Raw genomic sequence first — 22114 nt, forward strand, 5'->3', positions numbered from 1 at the left:
GTGTTAGGGTATAGGGGACTATTATTTTCTATTGGGACATTTTTTATCGCTTGATAATTCATCAGAGGAAACAGCAAATTGCATGGCAATTAAACTCGAAGTAAAGAATCTGTATAAGATATTTGGCGAGCATCCGGATCGCGCATTCAAACTGATTGAGAAAGGTCTGACAAAAGATCAACTGCTTGAAAAAACCGGGTTATCACTAGGCGTAAAAGACGCCTCTCTGGCCATTGAAGAAGGCGAGATATTCGTCATCATGGGGCTTTCCGGTTCAGGAAAATCCACCCTGGTACGCCTTCTCAATCGTCTGATAGAACCCACCCGCGGACAGGTGCTGATTGACGGTGAGGATATATCGAAAATATCCGAAAGAGCGCTGCGAACCGTACGTCGAAATAAAATCAGCATGGTGTTTCAATCATTCGCTCTAATGCCGCATATGAATGTTTTGAATAACACCGCATTCGGCATGGAATTAGCCGGCATTCCGCCGCAGGAACGTCAGGAAAAAGCCCTTGAGGCTCTGCGTCAGGTCGGTCTGGAGAATTACGCTCATTCTTATCCCGATGAACTTTCCGGTGGGATGCGTCAGCGCGTGGGATTAGCCCGTGCCATGGCGAATAATCCAGATATATTATTGATGGATGAAGCTTTCTCAGCACTTGATCCATTAATTCGTACCGAAATGCAGGATGAACTGGTCAAATTACAAGCCCAACATCAGCGTACCATCGTCTTTATTTCCCATGATTTGGACGAAGCTATGCGTATTGGCGATCGTATTGCCATTATGCAGGGCGGTGAGGTGATTCAGGTCGGCACGCCGGAGGAAATATTAAATAATCCGGCCAACGATTATGTACGCACCTTCTTCCGTGGCGTAGATGTCAGCCATGTTTTCAGCGCCAAGGATATCGCCAAGCGTCGTCCGGTCGCGCTTATTCGTAAAACCCCCGGTTTTGGTCCGCGCTCAGCGTTACAGCTGCTGCGGGATGAAGACCGCGATTATGGTTATGTTGTTGAACGCGGAAAGAAATTTATCGGCGTGGTGTCGGTAGATTCGCTCAAGCAGGCGCTGGCGGCCAACCTGACGCTGGATGACGCCCTGTTGGAAGCTCCCGCCCCGGTACCGGCCGATATGCCGCTAAGCGAACTGATTTCATTGGTCGCTCTGGCACCTTGCGCGGTACCTGTGGTCTGCGAAGAAAATAACTATATCGGAATTATTTCCAAGGCCATGCTGTTGCAGGCCCTGGATAAAGAGGGCCCAACGAATGAGTGATACTACACAGGATCCATGGGCCACTGCGCCTGCCGACGCCAGTGCCGCACCGACCACTGACGCCGCAAATTCAGCCCCCGCCGCTGGCGACGCCTGGTCCAGCGCGCCACCACCGGCTAGCCATGACGCCGCGAATCAGGCCGCTCAAGGTTCCGACTGGCTTAACAGCGCACCGGCCCAGCCGGAGCATTTCAACCTGCTGGATCCGTTCCACAAGACCTGGGTGCCGTTTGACTCCTGGGTAACCCACGGCATTGATTGGCTGGTGCTACACTTTCGTCCGCTGTTCCAGGGGATCCGCGTACCGGTTGACTTTATCCTCAGCGGTTTTCAACAACTGCTGCTGGGTATGCCGGCACCCGTAGCCATTTTGCTGTTCTCGCTGATTGCCTGGCAGCTTTCCAGCCTCGGTATGGGGGCCGCCACGCTGGTCTCACTGATTGCCATCGGCGCTATTGGTGCCTGGTCACAGGCCATGGTGACGCTAGCGCTGGTATTGACTGCCCTGTTCTTCTGTATCGTCATCGGCTTGCCGCTCGGCATCTGGCTGGCGCGCAGCAAGCACGCAGGCAAGGTCATACGACCGTTGCTGGACGCCATGCAAACCACGCCGGCCTTCGTCTATCTGGTGCCGATCGTCATGCTGTTCGGTATCGGTAACGTGCCGGGAGTGGTGGTGACCATTATCTTCGCCCTGCCGCCCATCGTGCGTCTGACCATTCTGGGCATTAAGCAGGTGCCGGAAGATCTGATTGAAGCCGCTGAATCCTTTGGTGCCAACCCGCGCCAACTGCTGTTTAAAGTGCAGTTGCCATTGGCGATGCCGACCATTATGGCCGGGGTAAACCAAACGTTGATGCTGGCACTGTCGATGGTGGTGATCGCCTCGATGATCGCCGTAGGTGGTCTGGGCCAGATGGTGCTACGCGGTATCGGTCGCCTCGATATGGGGCTGGCCGCCGTCGGCGGGGTCGGTATCGTGATCCTGGCGATTATTCTCGACCGCCTCACCCAGTCGCTGGGGCGCGATCGCCGCAGTAAAGGCATGGGGCGTTGGTACGCACACGGTCCCATCGGCCTGCTCACCCGGCCCTTCATCAAAAAGCCATAATTGATTGCCCTGCCCCCGGCCAGCGTCGGGGGAACCGATAAAATCGAAGGAACCACTATGCGCTCGACAGGAATTTGGGCTTTGGCCCTGACTTCATTGCTTGGCACACAGGCGTTCGCCGTCGAACTTCCCGGCAAAGGCGTCACGGTTAAACCCTTGCAAAGTACCCTCGCCGAAGAAAGCTTCCAGACCGAATTGGTCAACCGTGCCCTGACCAAGCTGGGCTATAACGTCCAGCCGACCGGCGAGGTGGAATACAACATCGCCTATACCTCTATCGCCTCCGGTGATGCCACCTATATGGCGGTAAACTGGGAGCCGCTGCAAACCGACATGTACCAAAGCGCCGGCGGCGACAAAAAGTTTTATCGCCAAGGTGCCTATATTACCAATGCGGCCCAGGGTTATCTGATCGACAAGAAAACCGCCGACCAATACCACATCCACGATATTTCGCAGTTGAAAGATCCCAAGTTGGCCAAGCTGTTTGACGCCGACGGCGACGGCAAGGCCGATCTGGCCGGCTGCGAACCGGGCTGGGTGTGCGGCAACGTCATTAACACCCATATCAAAGCCTATGGCCTGAGCAACACAGTGACTCAAAACCAGGGCAATTACTCCGCCATCATCGCCGACACCCTGACTCGCTACAAACAGGGTAAACCGGTGCTGTATTTCACCTGGACGCCGTACTGGGTGAGCGATGAGCTGGCACCGGGTCGTGATGTGGTTTGGTTAACCGTGCCGTTCTCCGCCAGCCCAGGTTCGTTGAAAGACAAGGATACCGCCTTGCCGAACGGCAAAAATTACGGTTTTTCCGTCAACAACGAACATATCGTCGCCAACAAGCAATGGGCCGAGGCTAACCCGGCCGCCGCCAAACTGTTCGCCATCATGAAACTGCCGCTGGCGGACGTGAACGCGCAGAACCTGCGGATGCACAAGGGCGAGAACAGCGCCGACGATATACAACGCCACGTAGACGGCTGGATTAAAGCCCACCAAGCCACCTTTGACGGTTGGGTCAGCACCGCTGCAGCAGCGAAATAATCCCGACGTGCCGGAAATCCCGGCTTCATAACATAAAAAAGGTATTTCACTATGCGCACTACAGGAATCTGGGCGGTTGCCCTTACCACATTGATTAGCTCACAGGCGGTTTCCGCCGCGGACTTGCCGGGTAAAGGCATTAGCGTTCAGCCGGTGCAAAGCACCATATCTGAAGAAACCTTCCAGACGCTACTGGTCAGCAAAGCACTGGAAAAGTTAGGCTATGACGTCAAGGACACCCGTGAAGTAGACTATAACGTCGCCTACACGTCGATCGCCTCTGGCGACGCAACCTTCCTGGCGGTGAACTGGGATCCTCTGCACGCCGATCAGTACAAGGCCGCTGGCGGCGACGCCAAGTTTTACCGTGAAGGGGTTTACGTCAACGGCGCGGCGCAGGGCTACCTGATCGACAAAAAAACCGCTGACAAATACCACATCACCAACGTTGAGCAGTTGAAAGATCCGAAGATCGCCAAGCTGTTTGACACCAACGGTGACGGCAAGGCCGATCTGACCGGTTGTACGCCAGGCTGGGGCTGTGAAGCGGCGATTAACCACCACATCAAGGCCTACGGCCTGGATAAGACCGTCGAACACAACCAGGGCAACTACGCGGCGATGATTGCCGACACCATCACTCGCTACAAAGAAGGCAAACCGGTGCTGTATTACACCTGGACGCCGTACTGGGTGAGTGACGTGCTGGTACCGGGCCGTGACGTCGTCTGGCTGCAGGTGCCGTTCTCCGCCATGCCGGGCGAGCTGAAAGATATGGATACCAAGCTGCCAAACGGTGCCAACTATGGTTTCCCGGTGAATACCATGCGCATTGCCGCCAACAAGAAATGGGCCGAAGCCAACCCGGCAGCCGCCAAGCTGTTTGCCATCATGAAGTTGCCGATTAGCGACGTGAATGCGCAGAACCTGCGGATGCATGAAGGTCAGGCGTCAGAAGCCGATATCCAGGGCCACGTTAATGGCTGGATCAAGGCGCATCAGGCCACCTTTGACGGCTGGGTGAAAACCGCCGCCGAAGCCGCCAAGAAGTAATCGTACAGGGGTGCAGTTCTCCACTGCGCTCCGCTCTCTTCATTCAGCAATATCTATCCCACTAAACTGCAAAAAACGCTCGGCGGTTCTAGACAGCTGCTGCGGCCATACGCAGTACACCTGTCGTCGCGGACCGTCCTCAATTGGGATTGATACCAGCGAACTCAGACGCTGCGCCGTAGAAATCGGCACAATGCCCGCCGCCAAACCACGCCGCACCAAATTCTCCAACCATTCAATATGATCAATTTCAAAACTGACATGCCGCTTGATACCTGCGGCCTGAAACGCGCGGTCGGTTTGCCGCCGGGCTCCGGTGCCGCTGTAAAAGTCCACCAGCGGCACTTCCGACAGGGTTTGCAGATTGACCCGCTGACAGCTGGCCAGCGGATGCTGCGACGCCACCAGTGCCACCAACGGCTCATCGGTTAGCTGCCGATGCGACACCGGCAGCATATCGATATCCCCCGGCCAAATACCGACAAACGCCACGTCGGTTTTTTGTTGGCGGACGTCTTCCAGCAATTCTTCGCTCATGCCTACATACAGCCGGATATTCACCGCCGGATAGTGACGATGGAAGTTGCCCAGTTTTTCAGTCAGATCAATCGCGTTTATGGTCGAAATAGTGCCAATGGTCAGGGTGCCGGATACCGTGCCGCTGGCCGCGAGCACTTCTTCCATCAGCGTCTGCTTCGCCGCCAATAGCCGTTGTGCAGGCTGAATAAACGCCTGCCCGGCGGTGGTCAGTCTGACCCGGCGTGAGGTACGTTCAAACAATGCACAGCCCAGTTCCTCCTCCAGTTTAGCTATCTGGTGGCTAAGGGCTGACTGTACCGTATGGCAGCGCTGTGCCGCTCGGGTAAAGCTCTGCTCTTCGGCTACCGCCAGCGCAAAGCGGATCTGTTTCAGGTTCATGGCATCTATCGAAAAATGAGATTAATCAAATGAAAATTATACATTGGTTTAACGCGCTGTCCTGCCCGATACTGCGCCCAACTTCTTTCTGTGATTAAAAACTATGAACCAACAACATTCACAGCCGGGTCTCAGCCCAGCGTTGATCGTGCTGATCGCCATCGCCACCGGTCTGGCGGTCGCCAGTAACTATTACGCCCAGCCTCTGCTGGAAACCATCGCCCAAAACTTCGGTTTATCGGTAAATCAGGCCGGCTTTATCGTCACTGCCGCCCAGTTGGGCTACGCCGTTGGCCTGCTGTTGCTGGTGCCACTCGGCGATATGTTTGAACGCCGCGGACTGATCGTCTTTATGACCCTGCTGGCGGCAGGCGGCATGCTGATCACCGCCAGTTCCACGACCCTGCCGATGATGATCCTCGGTACCGCACTCACCGGGCTATTCTCGGTAGTCGCACAAATCCTGGTGCCGCTGGCGGCGACGCTGGCACACCCGGAAAAACGCGGCAAAACCGTCGGCATTATTATGAGCGGGCTGCTGCTCGGCATCTTGCTGGCACGCACCGTGGCCGGAGCGCTGGCTTCGATCGGCGGCTGGCGCACCATTTACTGGGTCGCCAGCGTACTGATGATCCTGATGGCGCTTATCCTGTGGCGCGCCCTGCCGCGCTACAAGCAGCATTCGGGGCTGAATTACCCGCAGTTGCTGAAATCGATCTTCACCCTGTTTTGCGGTACTCCGCTGCTGCGCACCCGCGCAATACTCGGGGCGCTGTCGTTCGCCAATTTCAGCGTGCTGTGGACTTCGATGGCCTTTTTACTGGCGGCTCCGCCGTTTGGTTATTCCGAAGGGGTGATAGGTCTGTTCGGCCTGGTCGGCGCTGCCGGTGCGCTGGCAGCTTCACGCGCCGGACATTTGGCGGATCAGGGCAAGGCCGGGTTAACCACCAGCGTGGGCCTGGTGCTGTTGCTACTTTCATGGATACCCATAGCTTTCGCTAAACAATCCTTATGGGCATTGATCGCCGGTATTCTGCTCCTCGACCTGGCCGTACAAGCCGTACACGTCACCAATCAGAGCGTGATTTACCGCATTATGCCGGAAGCGCGCAACCGTCTGACCGCCGGCTACATGACCAGCTATTTTATCGGTGGGGCACTCGGCTCGCTGCTGTCCGCTTCAGCCTATCAACATGCGGGCTGGACCGGCGTTGCCGCTGCCGGGAGCGTTTTGTGCCTGCTCAACCTGCTGACCTGGTGGTGCGGCAAGCGCCATGATCCCCAGGGACCGGCGGCCATCTGATTAGCAAGCGAATAGTCATAGCTGGAATTTATTAGCGGCGCAGGGTATAAACATTACTTACTCTCTGGTAATGTTCTGGGGATAAACTATTGGTTCCCTATATACCCTGCGATTCAAATACATTATGCAAAGCCAAGCTGCAGAAAGTATCAATCCCCCAGCCGTAAGTTCCACCTTCACCCACGGCATCGTCGACAGTTTACCGATCGTTATCGGCTATGTGCCGGTGGCTTTTGCGTTTGGCCTTAGCGCCGTTAAGCTGGGGTTCTCCCCGCTAGAGAGCATTTTCTTCTCCTGCATCATCTATGCGGGCGCCAGCCAGTTCGTGATCACCGCCTTGCTAAGCGCCGGTATGTCACTGTGGGTTTCCGCGCTGACCGTGATGGCAATGGATATACGGCACCTGTTGTATGGTCCTGCTTTGCGCCACCGCATCGTCTCGCGCATGTCGGGCGGCAAAACTGCGCTCTGGGCCTTTGGCCTGACTGATGAAGTGTTCGCCGCCGCCACCGCTAAATTGATGCGCAATAACCGCAGTTGGAGCGAGAACTGGATGATCGGCATCTCGCTTTGCTCCTGGCTGTCTTGGGTCGCAGGCACCGCGCTGGGTGCCGTGTTCGGCAATGGGCCACTAGAGCAGTTCCCGGTGATTGAAGCCTCATTATCCTTTATGTTGCCGGCGCTATTCCTCAGCTTCCTGCTAGCGGCATTCAAACGTCCGCAAAGCCTGACCATCGCCGCCGCACTGGCCGGTGCGCTGCTTGGCGTAGTGCTGTTCTCTATCCCAGTGGCCATTTTGGCCGGCATCAGCGCCGGTTGTATCGCAGCCCTGTTCCAACCCACAGCAACGGAGGCCATTGATGAACACTGATGTGCTGGTGATCGGCCTGGTGGTCGGCTGTGCTAATTATCTGTTCCGCTACTTACCCTTGCGTTTGGCGCCTGCGCGGGCACAACCGGGAATCAAACGCGGTAAAACCGCACTGTTGCTCGACAGCATCGGCATCGCCTCAATCTGCGCGTTGCTGGTGGTTTCCAGCACCCCGGTAGTGATGCGTGAACCGGACAAGCTGTGGCCCACTCTGGTCGGTTTCGCCGCGCTGGGCCTGTGTTTTTACCGAACCAAAAGCATCATTTTGTCGACGCTGATTGGCGCGGCATCCTTTGGCATTACATTAAAGTTATTTATGATTTTCAGTCAGGGTAACCTTTAATCTTAGGCAGCACGTCGCATTAACCCCTTTGCTTAAAGTGGGTTTATTGACAATCCGCTGACAAATGACACGAATTGCTAAATTATTCGGACGACTGAAGATTTACATTATTAATCACTATCGTTACTATCTCGAACGAAATTAATGAGGCCCCAAATTATGGAAAGCTCGTTTACTCCCATTGAACAAATGCTTAATTTCCGCGCAAAACGTCAGAAAGATTTTCCTTATCAGGAAATTCTGCTGACCCGGCTGTGCATGCACATGCAAAGCAAGCTGCTGGAAAACCGCAATAAAATGCTCAAGGCACAAGGGATTAACGAAACACTGTTTATGGCGCTGATTACTCTGGATGCGCAGGAGAATCACAGCATCCAGCCTTCTGAGCTAAGCTCTGCTCTGGGCTCGTCACGCACCAATGCCACGCGGATTGCCGATGAACTGGAAAAACGCGGCTGGATTGAACGCCGGGAAAGCGACCATGACCGTCGTTGCCTGCATTTGCACATGACGCCGCAGGGAGAAGAGTTTCTCAACCAACTGCTGCCACCGCAGCACAAATGTCTGCATTTCCTGTGGTCCACGCTGAACGATGATGAACAGCAACAGCTTGAAAAGCTGACGCGCAAGCTGTTAACGCGTCTTGACCAGATGGAAGTTTCAGGACAGTTATCCCAATAATTTCTGTTCAGGTAACCTACTATGCGATCCCCGTTTAACAGGAGATTCACCCCGCTGTTCGCCGTATTGCTGCTGGCCGGGTGCGCTTCTACCGACAATATTGCCCCGCAATCCACCCTGATGGACCCGCAGAGCCTGCAATTGTCACAGCCGAAAGTCAGCTCGCTGAACGTTAGCCCACAGTGGTGGCGCTCGCTCAACGATCCGCAGCTCGACAGCCTGATGACCCAGACGCTGCAAAGCTCACCGACGCTGAGACAAGCCGCCGGACGCGTGCGCGAAGCGCAAAGCGTGGTGGGTGAAGCCAGTGCAGCCAACGGCCCGAATCTGGATCTGAACGCCAGCAGCAACCGCCAGAAAATTCCGCAGAACGTCAACATGGGATTGGGTTATCCGCATAAACCGATCTACGAGAGATCCAACTCTCTGGGGCTGAATCTGGCCTATGAGTTTGACTGGTGGGGGAAATACCGCAATCAAGTTAACGCCGCCAGGGCGCAGGTCGATGCGGCCCGCGCCGAGCAAGAACAGGCTGCGCTGACGCTGACCAGCTCGGTGGCCTCCGCCTATTTCCAGCTGCAGAGCAATTTCGCGCTGGAAAAACTGCTGCAGCAGGAAGTCGACAACAACCAACGTCTGACGGATTTGCGCCAACAACAATATCAAGCCGGCATCACCGGTGTTGATGTTCCGCAACAAAGCCAGGCGCAGGCCGACGGTGCCAAGCAGCAGATCCTGCAACTGCAGTCGCAGATTGAACAACTAAGACACCAATTGGCCGCGTTGGCCGGCCAGGGCCCGAGCGCGATGCAGCATCTGCGTCCGGTGGCTCTGCCCGCCAGTAATCTGATGGCGCCAAAAGGTGAACTGACCGCCGATCTGCTGGGCAAACGCCCGGATATCGCCGCGCAGCGCCAGTTGGTGGAGTCTTACAACCAACGCGTCAGCGCCGCCCGCAAGGAATTTTACCCCAGCCTGACCATTTCAGCCTTTGCCGGCCTGACCACCACCAACACCAGTGGCACCAGCCCGAATCTGTTTGAAGCGGCCAGCCAGGCCTGGAACGTGATGCCGGCGATTTCATTGCCGATCTTCCACGCCGGTGCGCTGCGCAGCAAGCTGGGTGAGGAGTCCGCGCTGTATGACCAAGCTGTGGAGTCCTATAACCAAACCATCCTGAATGCCGTGCAGGAAACCGCCGATGCCATCACCGTCCAACAAAGCACTGCGCAACAGCAGCTGCAGGCGGCATCTGCGTCCCAATCGATGCAACAAGTGTACCGCGTCGCTAACGCTCGATACCAGGCAGGGATTATCGGGCGCGACCAGTTGTTAACCAGCCAGACGCAGCTCTTGCAGCAGCAACAGGCGGAACTCAATGCCAACAGCAACTTGCTGCAGGCGAAGATAGGACTGATCCGTGCGCTGGGCGGTGGCTATCAGGCCCCGGTCGCTGCGGATTCAAAAGCATAATAAAATAGAGAGCTTGGAGAACACCATGAGCGCAAGCGCGGAGACTCAGACCCCGCCACAACCTGTCGGCAAAAAGAAACAGCGCAAGTTTTGGTTGCTGTTAATGACGGTTATTTTCATTGTTATTGGGGTGGCATATTTAGTGTATTGGTTCCTGGTGTTACGTCATCATCAGGAAACGGACGACGCCTATGTATCCGGTAACCAGGTGCAGATTATGGCCCAGGTGAACGGTAGCGTTAACAGCGTCAACTTCGACAATACCGACTACGTGAAGCAGGGGGATGTGCTGCTCACGCTGGATCCGACCGATGCCGAACAGGCGCTTGAACGCGCCAAAACCGGCCTGGCCAACAGCGTACGTCAGACCCACCAACTGATCATCAACAGCAAGCAGTATCAGGCCAACATTGCCCTGCGCAAGTCTGACCTGAGCAAGGCGGAGAACGATCTGAAGCGCCGTGTGGTGCTGGGCAGCCTTGACGCCATCGGCCGTGAAGAACTGCAACATGCGCGTGATGCGGTCGACAGCGCCAAAGCAGCACTGGAAGTGGCCGTTCAGCAATACAACGCCAACCAGGCGATGGTGCTGAACACCCCGCTGGAGCAACAGCCGGCTATCCAACAGTCCGCTGCGCAAATGCGTGACGCCTGGCTGGCGTTGCAGCGTACCAAAATCATCAGCCCGATCACCGGCTATGTGTCTCGTCGCAGCGTACAGGTTGGTGCGCAAATCGCCGCCGGTTCCCCGCTGATGGCGGTGGTGCCTGCCGATCACATTTGGGTGGACGCCAATTTTAAAGAAACTCAAATCGCCAATATGCGTATCGGTCAGTCGGCCACCGTGGTCAGTGACATTTACGGTGACGACGTGGTCTACAGCGGCAAAGTGGTCGGTATCGATATGGGCACCGGCAGCGCCTTCTCACTGCTGCCTGCACAGAATGCTACCGGTAACTGGATCAAGGTGGTTCAGCGCCTGCCGGTTCGTATTGAGCTGGATGCCAAGCAAATCACCGATCATCCGCTGCGTATCGGTCTGTCGACGCTGGTGAAAGTTGACACCACCAACCTGGACGGCCGAGTGCTGTCTGACGTGGTGCGTAACAAGCCGCTGTATCAGACCGACGCGCTGGCGTTGAACCTGGCCCCGGTTAACCAGATGATCGCCGACGTGATCCATGCGAATGCCGGCTAAGCGCGTGGGAGGCAACCTTGGCACAGAAACCGCTTGAAGGTGCCCAGCTCGCCTGGATGACGGTCGCGCTCGCCATGGCGACCTTTATGCAGGTGCTGGACTCCACCATTGCCAACGTGGCAATCCCGACCATCGCGGGTAACCTCGGGTCTTCCAACTCGCAGGGGACCTGGGTGATCACCTCGTTTGGCGTGGCGAACGCTATCTCGATCCCGATCACCGGCTGGCTGGCGAAGCGCGTCGGTGAAGTGCGGCTGTTCCTTTGGTCCACCGCCCTGTTCGTGCTCGCTTCCTGGCTGTGCGGCATCTCCAACAGCCTGGGCATGCTGATCTTCTTCCGCGTGATCCAGGGCGTGGTCGCGGGGCCACTGATCCCGCTGTCGCAAAGTCTGTTGCTGAACAACTATCCGCCCGCCAAGCGAGCGATGGCCCTGGCGCTCTGGTCAATGACAGTGATCGTCGCGCCCATATTCGGGCCTATCCTCGGCGGTTATATCAGTGATAACTATCACTGGGGTTGGATCTTCTTCATCAACATTCCGATTGGCGCCGTAGTGATCCTGGTGGCGATGTCAACGTTGAAAGGCAGGGAAACCAAAACCGAGATCAAACCGATCGATACCATCGGCCTGGTGCTGTTGATCGTCGGTATTGGTTCGCTGCAGGTGATGCTCGATCAGGGTAAGGAGCTGGACTGGTTCAACTCCACCGAAATAATAGTGCTAACGGTGGTCGCGGTAGTAGCGCTGGTGTTCCTGATCATCTGGGAACTGACGGACGACCACCCTGTGGTGGATCTGTCGCTGTTCAAGTCGCGCAACTTTACCGTCGGCTGCCTGTGTATCAGCCTGGCCTATATGCTGTATTTCGGCGCTATCGTGCTCTTGCCGCAGCTGCTGCAAGAGGTATATGGCTATACCGCCACCTGGGCGGGGCTGGCTTCGGCACCTATCGGATTGATACCGGTATTGCTGTCGCCGATCATCGGCAAGTTCGGTAACCGGCTCGACATGCGACGACTGGTGACCTTCAGCTTCATTATGTATGCCGTGTGCTTTTACTGGCGCGCTTATACGTTTGAACCGGGAATGGACTTTGGCGCTTCGGCGTGGCCGCAGTTTGTCCAGGGCTTCGCCATCGCCTGCTTCTTTATGCCATTGACCACCATTACGCTGTCCGGCCTGCCGCCGGAGCGTATGGCCGCGGCGTCGAGCCTGTCGAACTTTACCCGTACGCTGGCGGGGTCGATCGGAACTTCGATCACCACCACGCTGTGGACTCAGCGTGAATCGCAGCATCACTCGCAACTGGCAGAATTTGTAAACCCTTACAGCCAGCAGTCGCAAGAGATGTACCGGCAGCTGGAACAGATTGGCATGAGCAAGCAGCAGGCGTCGGCCTATATTGCCAACGAGATCACCGCGCAGGGGCTGATTATCTCGGCTAACGAAATATTCTGGCTATCGGCTGGGGTGTTCCTGATCCTGCTGGCGCTGGTCTGGGTGGCTAAACCGCCATTCAGCTCCGGCGGTGGGGGCGGCGGCGCTCACTAAACCGTAGAAAGCAAAACGGGCACCCCAGGGCGCCCGTTAGGTTGCTGACAAAGCAGGAAAAAGCGTGGTTTTTCCTGCTTTGTGGTGAGCAGCTGAAAATCAATAAATTGATTTTCCTGATTTTTATTTATCGGCCTCTACTCGCTCTGGGCAGGTATGAGGTTTGTCATCCGTCTGACGGGCACCCCAGGGCGCCCGTTTTTTTATTCGACAAAGCATTAAGCCTGGTTTTGACGCCACCAGTCAGCCAGCAAAATACCGGTCGCGACCGATACATTCAAGCTTTCTACCTTGCCAGTACCGCCGATAGACACGTTCATGTCGCCCTGCTGCCAAGCACTGTCGCTCAGGCCGTCACGTTCCTGACCCAGTACCAGTACCATTTTGGCCGGCAGTTTAGCCTGCGCCAATGGGGTGCCTTTGTGGCTCGAGGTGGTGACGATGGCGTAACCTGCTTTGCGGAAGGTATCCAGCACCGACAGGAAGTCATCGGCGTTAATCGCCTTGATGTGCTCCGCGCCACCTTCAGCCGTACGCACCGCGGCACCTGATTCCAGCACCGCCGGATCCTGCAGCAATACGCCGTTAACGCCAAAGTGGGCACAAGAACGGACGATAGCCCCCAGGTTGTGCGGGTTGCCTACTTCTTCCAGTGCCAGCACGCAATCTTTCGCCGGGGCTTCTTTCAAATAGGTTTGTGCATCCAGACCCTGACGCTTTTTAATCAGGAAGCAGACGCCACCGTGGTGTTCGGTGCCGGACGCTTTGGCCAGCTCTTCTTCATCCACCACGTGATAGGCTTTGCGGTTTGCCGCCATCCAGCGCAGTGCTTCACGAAAACGTGGCGTGACCGACTGTACGAACCAGGCTCGGACGATAGCGTCCGGACGGCTGGCAAACAGGGCCTGACAGGCGTTTTCGCCGTAAACGCGGGTTTCTTCCGCACGCTGACGACGCAACTGTTCTGGATCGATAAAGCTCTTGCCGCTGATGCCGCCGTGATCAAACGCCGGCTCTTCTTCCGGGCCACGTGACACGGTTTTCCACGGCGAATCATAACCGCCACGGTCTTCAGTTTGCGCTGGACGGCGAGGACGATCGCTTTCACTGCGGCGGGAATCAGAGCCAGAGCCACGGCGATCGTTATTACCGCGCGGCTTGTCCTGACCGGTACGGCCCGAAGAGCGCGCACCGTCTGCCGGACGGCCTTTGCCGGCCGGACGCTTATTCTTGTTACGGCCGTCGCTGTTGCTGTCGTCGTCACTGCGGACGTACATCACTTTAACTTTACCGTTCTTGCCACTAAATGAATCGTTCATTTTCTTCTCCACCAACGCGCAGGGCGCGAAGATTACCTGATGTTGGGGTGCTAAGCCACCTACTTGCGCTAAAAGCTAACAACTATCGTATTCATCGAACAAACCTCTTTGTTCATTTCCCTACTTTTAACGATAATAAGCAGCATTAAAGATACATATCCGCAACCCGAGTGCGGTATGTCGTGCTTTCACCGTATCCGAGGTCATCATGAATACAGTTTGTCCAGCTTGTAATGCCACCAACCGCGTGCCTGAAGAACGTGTGGCTGACGGCGCGAAATGCGGCCGTTGCGGCCATGCGCTCTTTGACGGCGAGGTGATCAACGCCAGCGCCGCCACACTGGACTCGTTGTTGCAAGATGGCCTGCCGGTGGTGGTCGATTTTTGGGCACCGTGGTGCGGCCCTTGCGTCAGTTTTGCCCCGATCTTTGAAGACGTCGCCAAAGAGCGCGCCGGCAAAGTTCGCTTCGTTAAAGTCAACACCGAGGCAGAACCCGAACTGAGCGCCCGTTTCCGCATCCGCAGCATTCCGACCATCATGCTGTTCCGCGAAGGGAAAATGGTCGACATGCTTAACGGCGCCATGCCGAAAACGCCGTTCGATAACTGGCTCAATGAATTAGTTTAACGCAGAAAGTCTATACCCGTCGCCTTTCAATAGGCGGTGTTACCCATTGCCCGTGACACCGCCGTGACTCAATCCAGCCCGAACGCTCCCGTCGGGCTTTTTTCTACGTTACAATAGCGGTTTTCCCCGAGACTTTTATGACCGACAACGCCGTCCTTCGCCTGCGCCAATTTCGCCTGGAACGCTCTACCCGCCCTTTTCTGGCGCGTGGCAATCGCGTACCGCGTTGTCAGGGCTGCCTGCTACCCCATAAAAACTGCCTGTGTGGCACTATCCAGCCACAGCCTGCCGCCAGCCGTTTTTGCCTGATCATGTTTGGTGCAGAACCGCTGAAACCGAGCAATACCGGCCGACTGATCGCCGATATTCTGCCGGAAACCCAGGCATTTCTTTGGTCGCGTACCGAGGTTGACCCTGCCCTGCTGGCGGCGATTAACGATCCCGAGCGCCAGCCTTACGTGGTGTTTCCCGCGTCCTATGCCGCGCCCGAGCGGCCGGTGTTCAGCGAATTGCCTGCCAGTGGTAAACCGCCGCTGTTTATTATGCTCGACGGCACCTGGACCGAGGCGAGCAAAATGTTCCGTAAAAGCCCGTACCTTAATCAGTTCCCGGTGTTCTCACTCAACGTGACCGCCGCTTCGAATTACCAACTGCGCGAAGCCAGCCGCACCGAGCAGCACTGCACAGCCGAAGTGGCGGCAGCGCTGTTGCAGCAGGCCGGGGATGTGGCCGCCGCCAACGGGCTGGTCGAGCATTTTCACTATTTCCGTCAACAGTATCTGGCCGGGAAACCTACTCGCCCGGAGGCACCGGTCACAGCAAAGCCGTCGCAAAACGCCTAGAATCAGGCGTAACGTTGCCTATAGCCAATAGCATTCGAAAGACAGGTAGGCGGCAACTGAACGACAAGTCGGCAAGAGGCGATTTGAACAGCGCTTGCGCTGGCCCGAAGGGGAAGCCTCAAATGAGGCTTCTCATCCCTGGTCACTTAGTTAACTAAATGACCAGGGTGAGAGAGGGCAGCCAGCCCCCCTGTCTTTTGAAGGATAACGGATATAAAGGATTCGTACATGAGCCAGCGAGGGTTAGAAGCGCTTTTACGTCCTAAATCGATTGCCGTTCTCGGCGCTTCACAACAGCCCGGCCGCGCCGGTAACCTGATGATGAGCAACCTGCTGGCCGGCGGTTTCAACGGGCCGGTGATGCCGGTCACCCCACGCTACAAGGCGGTGTGCGGCGTGATGGCCTACCCGGACGTCGCCAGCCTGCCCATCAGCCCCGATCTGGCGATACTTTGTACCCATGCGCAGCGCAACCTGGCATTGATTGAAGATCTGGGCAAGCGTGGCTGCAAAACCGCCATTGTGCTCTCCTCCCCGCCGGAACAGTTCGCCGAGCTGAAAGCCTGCGCGCAGCGTTATTCGATGCGCCTGCTGGGCCCCAACAGTCTCGGCCTGCTGGCTCCCTGGCAAGGCATTAACGCCAGTTTCTCACCGGTCCCCATTCTCAAAGGCAAGCTGGCGTTTATTTCCCAGTCCGCCGCCGTGGCCAATACCATTCTCGACTGGGCACAACAGCGTGAGGTTGGCTTCTCTTATTTTATCGCGCTGGGCGATAGCCTGGATATTGACGTCGACGACCTGCTGGATTTTCTGGCGCGCGACAGTAAAACCAGCGCCATTTTGCTGTATCTGGAAAACATCAGCGATGCACGGCGCTTTTTATCCGCCTCGCGCAGTGCCTCGCGCAACAAACCGATTCTGGTGGTCAAAAGCGGCCGCAGCCAGCAGGCCCAGCTGTTGCTTAACAGCCAACAGGGGCTGGATGCCGCTTATGATGCTGCTATCCAGCGCGCCGGTTTGTTGCGCGTGCAGGATACTCATGAGCTGTTCTCCGCAGTAGAGACCCTGAGCCATATGCACCCGCTTCGCGGCGAGCGGCTGATGATCGTCAGCAACGGTGCCGCACCGGCCGCTATGGCTCTGGACGAGCTGCTGGGCCGCAATGGCAAACTGGCGCAGTTGGGGGACGAGATCCTGGCGCAGCTTGGCGAGGCTTTGCCCGAGTTTATCCACGCCGGCAACCCGATAGACCTGCGTGATGACGCAACACCGCAACGTTATCTGGCGGCGGTTAAAACGCTGCTCGACAGCCATGACTACGACGCCTTGCTGCTGATCCACGCCCCAAGCGCGGCGGCCCCGGGCACCATTACCGCCGAACGTATTATCGAGGCGGTGCGTCAACACCCACGTGGCAAACGCATTACGCTGCTCACCAATTGGTGCGGTGAATATTCCTCGCAAGAAGCCCGACGACTGTTTACCGAGGCTGGCATCCCCACCTATCGCACCCCGGAAGGCACGGTGACCGCGTTTATGCATATGGTGGAATACCGCCGTAATCAGAAACAGTTAAAAGAAACCCCAGCGCTCCCGGTCGGCCTGACCGCCAACACCGCTGATGCTCATAGGCTGATTCAGCAGGCGCTGGCCGAAGGTGCTACGCAACTCGATACCCACGAGGTGCAATCGATTCTGCAGGCCTATGACCTGACCACGCTGCCAACCTGGATTGCCGAAGACAGTGCCGAAGCGGTGCATATCGCCGAGCAAATTGGCTACCCGGTAGCCCTGAAACTGCGTTCGCCGGATATTCCCCACAAGTCTGAGGTGCAGGGCGTGATGCTCTATTTGCGCACCGCGACCGAAGTGCAGCGTGCCGCAGAAGCTATTCTTGACCGGGTGAAGCGTACCTACCCGCAGGCGCGTATCCACGGTTTGCTGGTGCAGAGCATGGCCAACCGCGCCGGGGCACAAGAGCTGCGTATTGCGGTGGAACAGGATGCCATTTTTGGCCCATTGATCATGCTGGGCGAAGGGGGCATCGAATGGCGCCAGGAAAATCAGGTCGCGGTGGCACTGCCGCCGCTGAATATGGCGCTGGCGCGCTATCTGGTATTGCAGGCGGTAAAAGGAGGAAAAATCCGCGGGCGCAGTGCCCTGAGGCCGCTGGATATTCCCGGGCTGAGCCGCCTGTTGGTACAAGTTTCCAATCTGATCCTCGACTGTCCGGAAATCACTCGTCTGGATATCCACCCGGTACTGGCGTCCGGCAGCGAATTCACCCTGCTGGACGTTTCCATGCAGCTTGCCCCGTTTGTGGGTGACCCGCAGGCGCGGCTGGCGATCCGTCCTTATCCTCATGAACTGGAAGAAACTATTGGGTTGAAAGACGGTTCGCAATGCCTGTTCCGGCCGATCCTGCCGGAAGATGAGCCAGCGCTGAAACACTTTATCGATCGCGTGACCAAGGAAGATCTCTACTATCGCTACTTCAGTGAGATCAACGAGTTTACCCATGACGATTTGGCTAACATGACGCAGATCGACTACGATCGAGAAATGGCTTTTGTAGCAGTACGTGATGAACAGATCATCGGCGTCACCCGCGCTCTGTCCGACCCAGACAATACCGATGCGGAATTTGCCGTGCTGGTGCGTTCCGATCTGAAAGGACTCGGTCTGGGACGCCAACTGCTGGAAAAAATGATCGCCTATGCCCGGGCCCATGGGTTGACCCGTCTGACCGGTATCACCATGCCGAACAATCGCGGAATGATCGGGCTGGCACAGCGATTGGGCTTTGGTATTGATGTGCAGCTCGAGGACGGTATCGTCAATTTGACCCTGCCGTTGCAGGCGGAGGAAGCGGAGTGACCTGTGTCGCAATGCGCTACGAATCCACCACTTAACGCCAAAACATACGCACAATCGAGGCAACTAGTGGTATTATCGCCCGATTATTCGATTTGTTGTTTTTCCGTATTTGGCGTTCAGGCCATCTAATCATGAGAGAAGAAGCGCACTGTGATGTTGTCAAAATTTAAACGTAGCAAACATCAACAACACCTTGCACAACTGCCCAAACTCCCTCAGACGGTAGCTGATGTACGCACTTTGTACACGCCGTCTGATTACCGTGCCACCCTGCTGGAATTAATCGCTAACGCCACCCAACGTATTTATCTGGTCGCTCTGTATCTGGAGCACGACGACGCCGGGCGCGATATTCTCAACGCACTTTATCAGGCGAAGCAGCGGTGTCCGGAGCTGGAGATTTGCATTCTGGTCGACTGGCATCGTGCCCAGCGTGGGCGTATCGGCGCCGCGGCCACCAATACCAACGCCGACTGGTACTGCTCAATGGCAGACCAGCATCCGGGGCTGCCGGTGCCGATATACGGCGTACCGGTCAATACCCGCGAAGCCTTGGGCGTGTTGCACCTGAAAGGTTTTGTTGTCGACGATACCGTGATTTACAGCGGTGCCAGTATCAATGACGTCTACCTGCATCAGCATGAAAAATACCGTTACGATCGCTACCAACTGATCACCAACGGTGAATTGGCCAATACCCTGGTCGATTACATCAAACAGCAGCTGCTGACCGCCGGTGCCGTACAACGTTTGGATCGTGGCGATCGCCCGAAAAGCCCCGAGATCAAAAACGAAACTCGCCTGTTCCGTTTCGGCCTGCGCCGTGCCGGCTACCAGTTTCGTAACAACGCCGGCAACGATGAGCTGGCGGTAACACCGCTGGTTGGGCTGGGCAAACAAAGCATACTGAATAAAACCATTCACCACCTGATGTCTAGCGCCGATCAGAAACTGACGCTGTGCACCCCCTACTTCAACCTGCCGGCACTGCTGGTGCGCAATATCATCTATCTGTTGCGCCAGGGCAAGCAGGTGGAAATCATTGTCGGTGATAAAACCGCTAATGACTTCTATATTCCGGAAGATCAGCCATTCAAAATTATCGGCGCGCTGCCTTACCTGTACGAAATCAATCTGCGACGCTTTCTCAGCCGTCTGCAACGTTATATCGATACCGGTCAGCTGATTGTTCGCCTGTGGAAAGACGGCGATAACAGCTATCACCTGAAAGGCATGTGGGTAGATGACGAATGGCAGTTGATTACCGGTAATAACCTCAACCCACGCGCCTGGCGGTTGGATCTGGAAAATGCCATTCTGATCCACGATCCCAAGCAGGAAATGCGTGAGCAGCGGCATAAAGAGCTGGAATGTATCCGTACCCATACCACCGTGGTGGGGCACTATCTGGAATTGCAAAGCATCCAGGAGTATCCGATCAAAGTGCGTAAGCTGATCCGCCGTCTGCGCCGTATCCGTATCGACCGATTGATTAGCCGTATATTGTAAGCGCGCTATAATTCAGCTATCGCAGACCCCGGCACTTGCCGGGGTTTTTTATGAACCATGACAACAGGATGTTTTCATTATGCGCCCACTCCGCTGTCTGTTTGTGCTGTCCTTTGTCCTGTTCACCAGCGGTTGCACCCATTGGGCAAATGACAGCTGGACCGGAAAAGACAAGGCGCAGCATTTTGTCTCTTCCGCAGCCTTTGCCGCCGCCGGTACCACTTATGGCGATCATCAAAACTGGAGTGAGGCTCGCAGCCGCAGCTTTGGCCTGATATTCTCGATCGGACTGGGTGCCGTCAAAGAACTGTATGACAGTCGCGAAGGCGGCACTGGCTGGAGCTGGAAGGATTTTGCCTGGGATGTGGCGGGCGCGGCTACCGGTTATAGCCTGTACCACGCCACCCGTTGATTCACAGTTGGATTTCTTTCCCCTTGCGATGCAAGCGAAGTGAAACGATCAGCGCCAACAGACACATGCTGGAAACATACCAGAAGAAGGCATTCTCTATACCGTACGACTTCAGCGACAGAGCAACATATTCTGCAGACCCGCCAAACATCGCGTTAGCCACCGCATAAGACAACCCAACGCCTAGCGCCCGCACTTCCGGCGGGAACATTTCGGCTTTCAGTAACCCACTGATCGAGGTATAAAAACTGACAATAAACAGTGCCAGCACGATCAGACCGAATGCCACATAAGGATTGCTGACATTTTTCAAGGTTAACAGAATGGGTACTGTGAGCAAGGTGGCGAAAGAGGCAAAGATCAGCATTGAGCTACGGCGACCAATCTTGTCCGAGAACGCACCTACCAGCGGTTGCAATAGCATGTAGATAAACAACGCTGCGGTCATGATGCCGCTGGCCAACTTGGCGTCCATACCTGAGGTATTCACCAGGTATTTTTGCATATAGGTGGTGAAGGTATAGAAACTTAATGAACCGCCGGCGGTGAATCCCAGTACCATCAGAAACGCCTTACGGTTTTTCCACAGACCTTTCAACGAACCGGCATCTTTATGATTCCTGGTTTTCGCATCGGACGTTTCATTCAGTGAACGTCGCAGGTACAGCGCAACCACCGCCAATACTGCGCCCAGCGCAAATGGAATGCGCCAACCCCAAGCTTTCAGCTCTTCTGTAGAAAGAATTTGCTGCAACGCTACCAGCACCAAGAGCGCCAATAACTGGCCACCAATCAGCGTCACGTATTGGAATGAAGCATAGAAACCACGCTTTCCCTTGATCGCCACCTCACTCATGTAGGTAGCGCTGGTGCCATATTCTCCCCCGACGGAAAGCCCCTGGAACAACCGAGCCACCAACAGCAACACCGGTGCCCAACTGCCGATCGAATCGTAGGTTGGCAAACAGGCGATCACCAGCGATCCGGCGCACATCATACAGACCGAAATCAACATCGAGTTTTTACGGCCATGCTTATCGGCGATATAACCGAACAACCAGCCACCGATTGGGCGCATGAAGAAACCTGCGGCAAACACACCGGCCGTTTGCAGCAACTGGGTAGTGCTGTTGCCGGCGGGGAAAAACGAAGCGGCAAAGTAGATAGAACAGAAGGAATAGACGTAAAAATCAAACCACTCCACCAGGTTCCCTGATGAAGCCCCAACAATCGCGAAAATACGTTTCTTTTTGTCCTGAACCGCCAGCTCGGCGGCCCCTCCATCCTCAATGGCCGAGGTTGTTTCTGTCATTTTATATTCTCCGAGCCAGATAAACAGTGAAGTCAGCGTCCTGCCGTTTAAATGTAACTTAATTGTTAGCGTTTAGTTAACGATTAAAACAAATAGCGGACGAAGAATATAGCGTGATTTATGTGATGCGCATTGAAGAGTGGGGTGAAAATTGATGGGATAACGGTCATTTATTTATAGCAGGCAAAGCAAAAAGGCCATCCTTTCGGATGGCCTCTTGGCTTAATTGATGCCTGGCAGTGTCCTACTCTCGCATGGGGAGACCCCACACTACCATCGGCGCTACGGCGTTTCACTTCTGAGTTCGGCATGGGGTCAGGTGGGACCACCGCGCTATTGCCGCCAGGCAAATTCTGTTTCATTCCGGCCGTTACTT

The 22114-nt window shown here is 55.8% G+C and carries 19 protein-coding genes and 1 rRNA gene; 16 read left to right on the forward strand and 4 right to left on the reverse strand.

What is annotated here, in order from left to right:
* The first annotated feature begins 82 nt into the window (after window positions 1-82).
* Genes proV through proX (ACUTQ5_RS18015) form a run of 4 tightly spaced genes read left to right on the forward strand, consistent with a single transcriptional unit; the run spans window position 83 to window position 4499 of the window.
* A complete protein-coding gene (gene proV / locus ACUTQ5_RS18000) occupies window positions 83-1285 on the forward strand; it encodes a glycine betaine/L-proline ABC transporter ATP-binding protein ProV (protein ID WP_445652363.1) in 1203 nt (400 codons plus the stop codon).
* Window positions 1278-2396, forward strand: a complete 1119-nt coding sequence (gene proW, locus ACUTQ5_RS18005; RefSeq protein WP_445652345.1) for a glycine betaine/L-proline ABC transporter permease ProW — start codon at window positions 1278-1280, stop codon at window positions 2394-2396. Before proV ends, proW begins: the two co-directional genes overlap by 8 nt.
* 57 nt (window positions 2397-2453) lie before the next feature.
* Window positions 2454-3446 carry a glycine betaine/L-proline ABC transporter substrate-binding protein ProX gene (gene proX, locus ACUTQ5_RS18010; protein ID WP_445652346.1) on the forward strand — a complete coding sequence of 331 codons (993 nt, stop codon included), beginning with the start codon at window positions 2454-2456 and terminating at the stop codon, window positions 3444-3446.
* Between the two features lie 51 nt (window positions 3447-3497).
* Window positions 3498-4499: a glycine betaine/L-proline ABC transporter substrate-binding protein ProX gene (proX, locus tag ACUTQ5_RS18015; RefSeq protein WP_261093275.1), complete on the forward strand. Its 1002-nt coding sequence runs from the start codon at window positions 3498-3500 to the stop codon at window positions 4497-4499.
* Window positions 4500-4538: 39 nt separating this feature from the next.
* Here the strand turns inward: proX (ACUTQ5_RS18015) and ACUTQ5_RS18020 are convergent, their stop codons facing one another.
* Window positions 4539-5417, reverse strand: coding sequence for a LysR family transcriptional regulator (locus tag ACUTQ5_RS18020; protein WP_445652347.1), 879 nt, complete (start codon window positions 5415-5417; stop codon window positions 4539-4541).
* Window positions 5418-5520: 103 nt separating this feature from the next.
* Between ACUTQ5_RS18020 and ACUTQ5_RS18025 the strand changes: the two genes are divergently transcribed.
* From ACUTQ5_RS18025 to emrB, 7 genes are all read left to right on the forward strand, one after another.
* Window positions 5521-6720: an MFS transporter gene (locus ACUTQ5_RS18025; protein ID WP_445652348.1), complete on the forward strand. Its 1200-nt coding sequence runs from the start codon at window positions 5521-5523 to the stop codon at window positions 6718-6720.
* A 124-nt stretch (window positions 6721-6844) separates the two neighbouring features.
* On the forward strand, window positions 6845-7591 hold the full coding sequence (locus tag ACUTQ5_RS18030; protein WP_044554494.1) for an AzlC family ABC transporter permease: 747 nt from the start codon (window positions 6845-6847) through the stop codon (window positions 7589-7591).
* The gene (gene ygaH, locus ACUTQ5_RS18035; RefSeq protein ID WP_020828317.1) at window positions 7581-7934 is read left to right on the forward strand and encodes an L-valine transporter subunit YgaH; all 354 of its coding nucleotides are present in this window, start codon (window positions 7581-7583) and stop codon (window positions 7932-7934) included. The genes ACUTQ5_RS18030 and ygaH overlap by 11 nt, the downstream gene beginning before the upstream one ends.
* 159 nt (window positions 7935-8093) lie before the next feature.
* On the forward strand, window positions 8094-8615 hold the full coding sequence (gene mprA, locus ACUTQ5_RS18040) for a transcriptional repressor MprA (protein WP_445652349.1): 522 nt from the start codon (window positions 8094-8096) through the stop codon (window positions 8613-8615).
* Window positions 8616-8636: 21 nt separating this feature from the next.
* Window positions 8637-10088: an efflux transporter outer membrane subunit gene (locus tag ACUTQ5_RS18045; RefSeq protein WP_445652350.1), complete on the forward strand. Its 1452-nt coding sequence runs from the start codon at window positions 8637-8639 to the stop codon at window positions 10086-10088.
* A gap of 25 nt (window positions 10089-10113) precedes the next feature.
* Window positions 10114-11286 (forward strand): multidrug efflux MFS transporter periplasmic adaptor subunit EmrA, encoded by a 1173-nt coding sequence (gene emrA, locus ACUTQ5_RS18050; protein WP_445652351.1) that lies wholly within the window; start codon window positions 10114-10116, stop codon window positions 11284-11286.
* 17 nt (window positions 11287-11303) lie between these two features.
* Entirely contained in the window at window positions 11304-12839 is a 1536-nt protein-coding gene (gene emrB, locus ACUTQ5_RS18055; protein ID WP_445652352.1) for a multidrug efflux MFS transporter permease subunit EmrB, read from the forward strand.
* A 218-nt stretch (window positions 12840-13057) separates the two neighbouring features.
* Here emrB and ACUTQ5_RS18060 read toward each other — a convergent pair whose 3' ends face one another.
* Window positions 13058-14158: a tRNA/rRNA methyltransferase gene (locus tag ACUTQ5_RS18060; RefSeq protein WP_445652353.1), complete on the reverse strand. Its 1101-nt coding sequence runs from the start codon at window positions 14156-14158 to the stop codon at window positions 13058-13060.
* A 208-nt stretch (window positions 14159-14366) separates the two neighbouring features.
* Between ACUTQ5_RS18060 and trxC the strand changes: the two genes are divergently transcribed.
* From trxC to ACUTQ5_RS18085, 5 genes are all read left to right on the forward strand, one after another.
* On the forward strand, window positions 14367-14786 hold the full coding sequence (trxC, locus tag ACUTQ5_RS18065; protein WP_445652354.1) for a thioredoxin TrxC: 420 nt from the start codon (window positions 14367-14369) through the stop codon (window positions 14784-14786).
* 137 nt (window positions 14787-14923) lie between these two features.
* The gene (locus ACUTQ5_RS18070; RefSeq protein ID WP_445652355.1) at window positions 14924-15628 is read left to right on the forward strand and encodes a tRNA-uridine aminocarboxypropyltransferase; all 705 of its coding nucleotides are present in this window, start codon (window positions 14924-14926) and stop codon (window positions 15626-15628) included.
* Window positions 15629-15856: 228 nt separating this feature from the next.
* A complete protein-coding gene (locus ACUTQ5_RS18075) occupies window positions 15857-18505 on the forward strand; it encodes a bifunctional acetate--CoA ligase family protein/GNAT family N-acetyltransferase (RefSeq protein WP_445652356.1) in 2649 nt (882 codons plus the stop codon).
* Window positions 18506-18658: 153 nt separating this feature from the next.
* Entirely contained in the window at window positions 18659-20014 is a 1356-nt protein-coding gene (gene pssA / locus ACUTQ5_RS18080) for a CDP-diacylglycerol--serine O-phosphatidyltransferase (RefSeq protein WP_445652357.1), read from the forward strand.
* Window positions 20015-20093: 79 nt separating this feature from the next.
* Complete coding sequence (locus tag ACUTQ5_RS18085; RefSeq protein WP_445652358.1) at window positions 20094-20426, forward strand: YfiM family lipoprotein; 333 nt, start codon at window positions 20094-20096, stop codon at window positions 20424-20426.
* Window position 20427: 1 nt separating this feature from the next.
* Here ACUTQ5_RS18085 and ACUTQ5_RS18090 read toward each other — a convergent pair whose 3' ends face one another.
* Window positions 20428-21738, reverse strand: coding sequence for an MFS family transporter (locus ACUTQ5_RS18090; RefSeq protein ID WP_445652359.1), 1311 nt, complete (start codon window positions 21736-21738; stop codon window positions 20428-20430).
* 231 nt (window positions 21739-21969) lie between these two features.
* Window positions 21970-22085: ribosomal RNA gene (gene rrf, locus ACUTQ5_RS18095) — 5S ribosomal RNA — on the reverse strand.
* Between the last annotated feature and the right edge of the window lie 29 nt (window positions 22086-22114).

It is taken from the genome of Serratia sp. NA_112.1, assembly GCF_052691715.1.

Bases quoted from the DNA above. Each gene is read 5' to 3' on its own strand.
- ACUTQ5_RS18090 (WP_445652359.1), bottom strand. From the start codon at position 21,738: ATGACAGAAACAACCTCGGCCATTGAGGATGGAGGGGCCGCCGAGCTG.
- ACUTQ5_RS18070 (WP_445652355.1), top strand. From the start codon at position 14,924: ATGACCGACAACGCCGTCCTTCGCCTGCGCCAATTTCGCCTGGAACGC.
- trxC (WP_445652354.1), top strand. From the start codon at position 14,367: ATGAATACAGTTTGTCCAGCTTGTAATGCCACCAACCGCGTGCCTGAA.
- ACUTQ5_RS18075 (WP_445652356.1), top strand. From the start codon at position 15,857: ATGAGCCAGCGAGGGTTAGAAGCGCTTTTACGTCCTAAATCGATTGCC.
- proX (WP_261093275.1), top strand. From the start codon at position 3,498: ATGCGCACTACAGGAATCTGGGCGGTTGCCCTTACCACATTGATTAGC.
- ACUTQ5_RS18030 (WP_044554494.1), top strand. From the start codon at position 6,845: ATGCAAAGCCAAGCTGCAGAAAGTATCAATCCCCCAGCCGTAAGTTCC.
- proW (WP_445652345.1), top strand. From the start codon at position 1,278: ATGAGTGATACTACACAGGATCCATGGGCCACTGCGCCTGCCGACGCC.
- ACUTQ5_RS18060 (WP_445652353.1), bottom strand. From the start codon at position 14,158: ATGAACGATTCATTTAGTGGCAAGAACGGTAAAGTTAAAGTGATGTAC.
- proV (WP_445652363.1), top strand. From the start codon at position 83: ATGGCAATTAAACTCGAAGTAAAGAATCTGTATAAGATATTTGGCGAG.
- ACUTQ5_RS18045 (WP_445652350.1), top strand. From the start codon at position 8,637: ATGCGATCCCCGTTTAACAGGAGATTCACCCCGCTGTTCGCCGTATTG.
- proX (WP_445652346.1), top strand. From the start codon at position 2,454: ATGCGCTCGACAGGAATTTGGGCTTTGGCCCTGACTTCATTGCTTGGC.
- mprA (WP_445652349.1), top strand. From the start codon at position 8,094: ATGGAAAGCTCGTTTACTCCCATTGAACAAATGCTTAATTTCCGCGCA.
- pssA (WP_445652357.1), top strand. From the start codon at position 18,659: ATGTTGTCAAAATTTAAACGTAGCAAACATCAACAACACCTTGCACAA.
- emrA (WP_445652351.1), top strand. From the start codon at position 10,114: ATGAGCGCAAGCGCGGAGACTCAGACCCCGCCACAACCTGTCGGCAAA.
- ACUTQ5_RS18025 (WP_445652348.1), top strand. From the start codon at position 5,521: ATGAACCAACAACATTCACAGCCGGGTCTCAGCCCAGCGTTGATCGTG.
- ygaH (WP_020828317.1), top strand. From the start codon at position 7,581: ATGAACACTGATGTGCTGGTGATCGGCCTGGTGGTCGGCTGTGCTAAT.
- ACUTQ5_RS18020 (WP_445652347.1), bottom strand. From the start codon at position 5,417: ATGAACCTGAAACAGATCCGCTTTGCGCTGGCGGTAGCCGAAGAGCAG.
- ACUTQ5_RS18085 (WP_445652358.1), top strand. From the start codon at position 20,094: ATGCGCCCACTCCGCTGTCTGTTTGTGCTGTCCTTTGTCCTGTTCACC.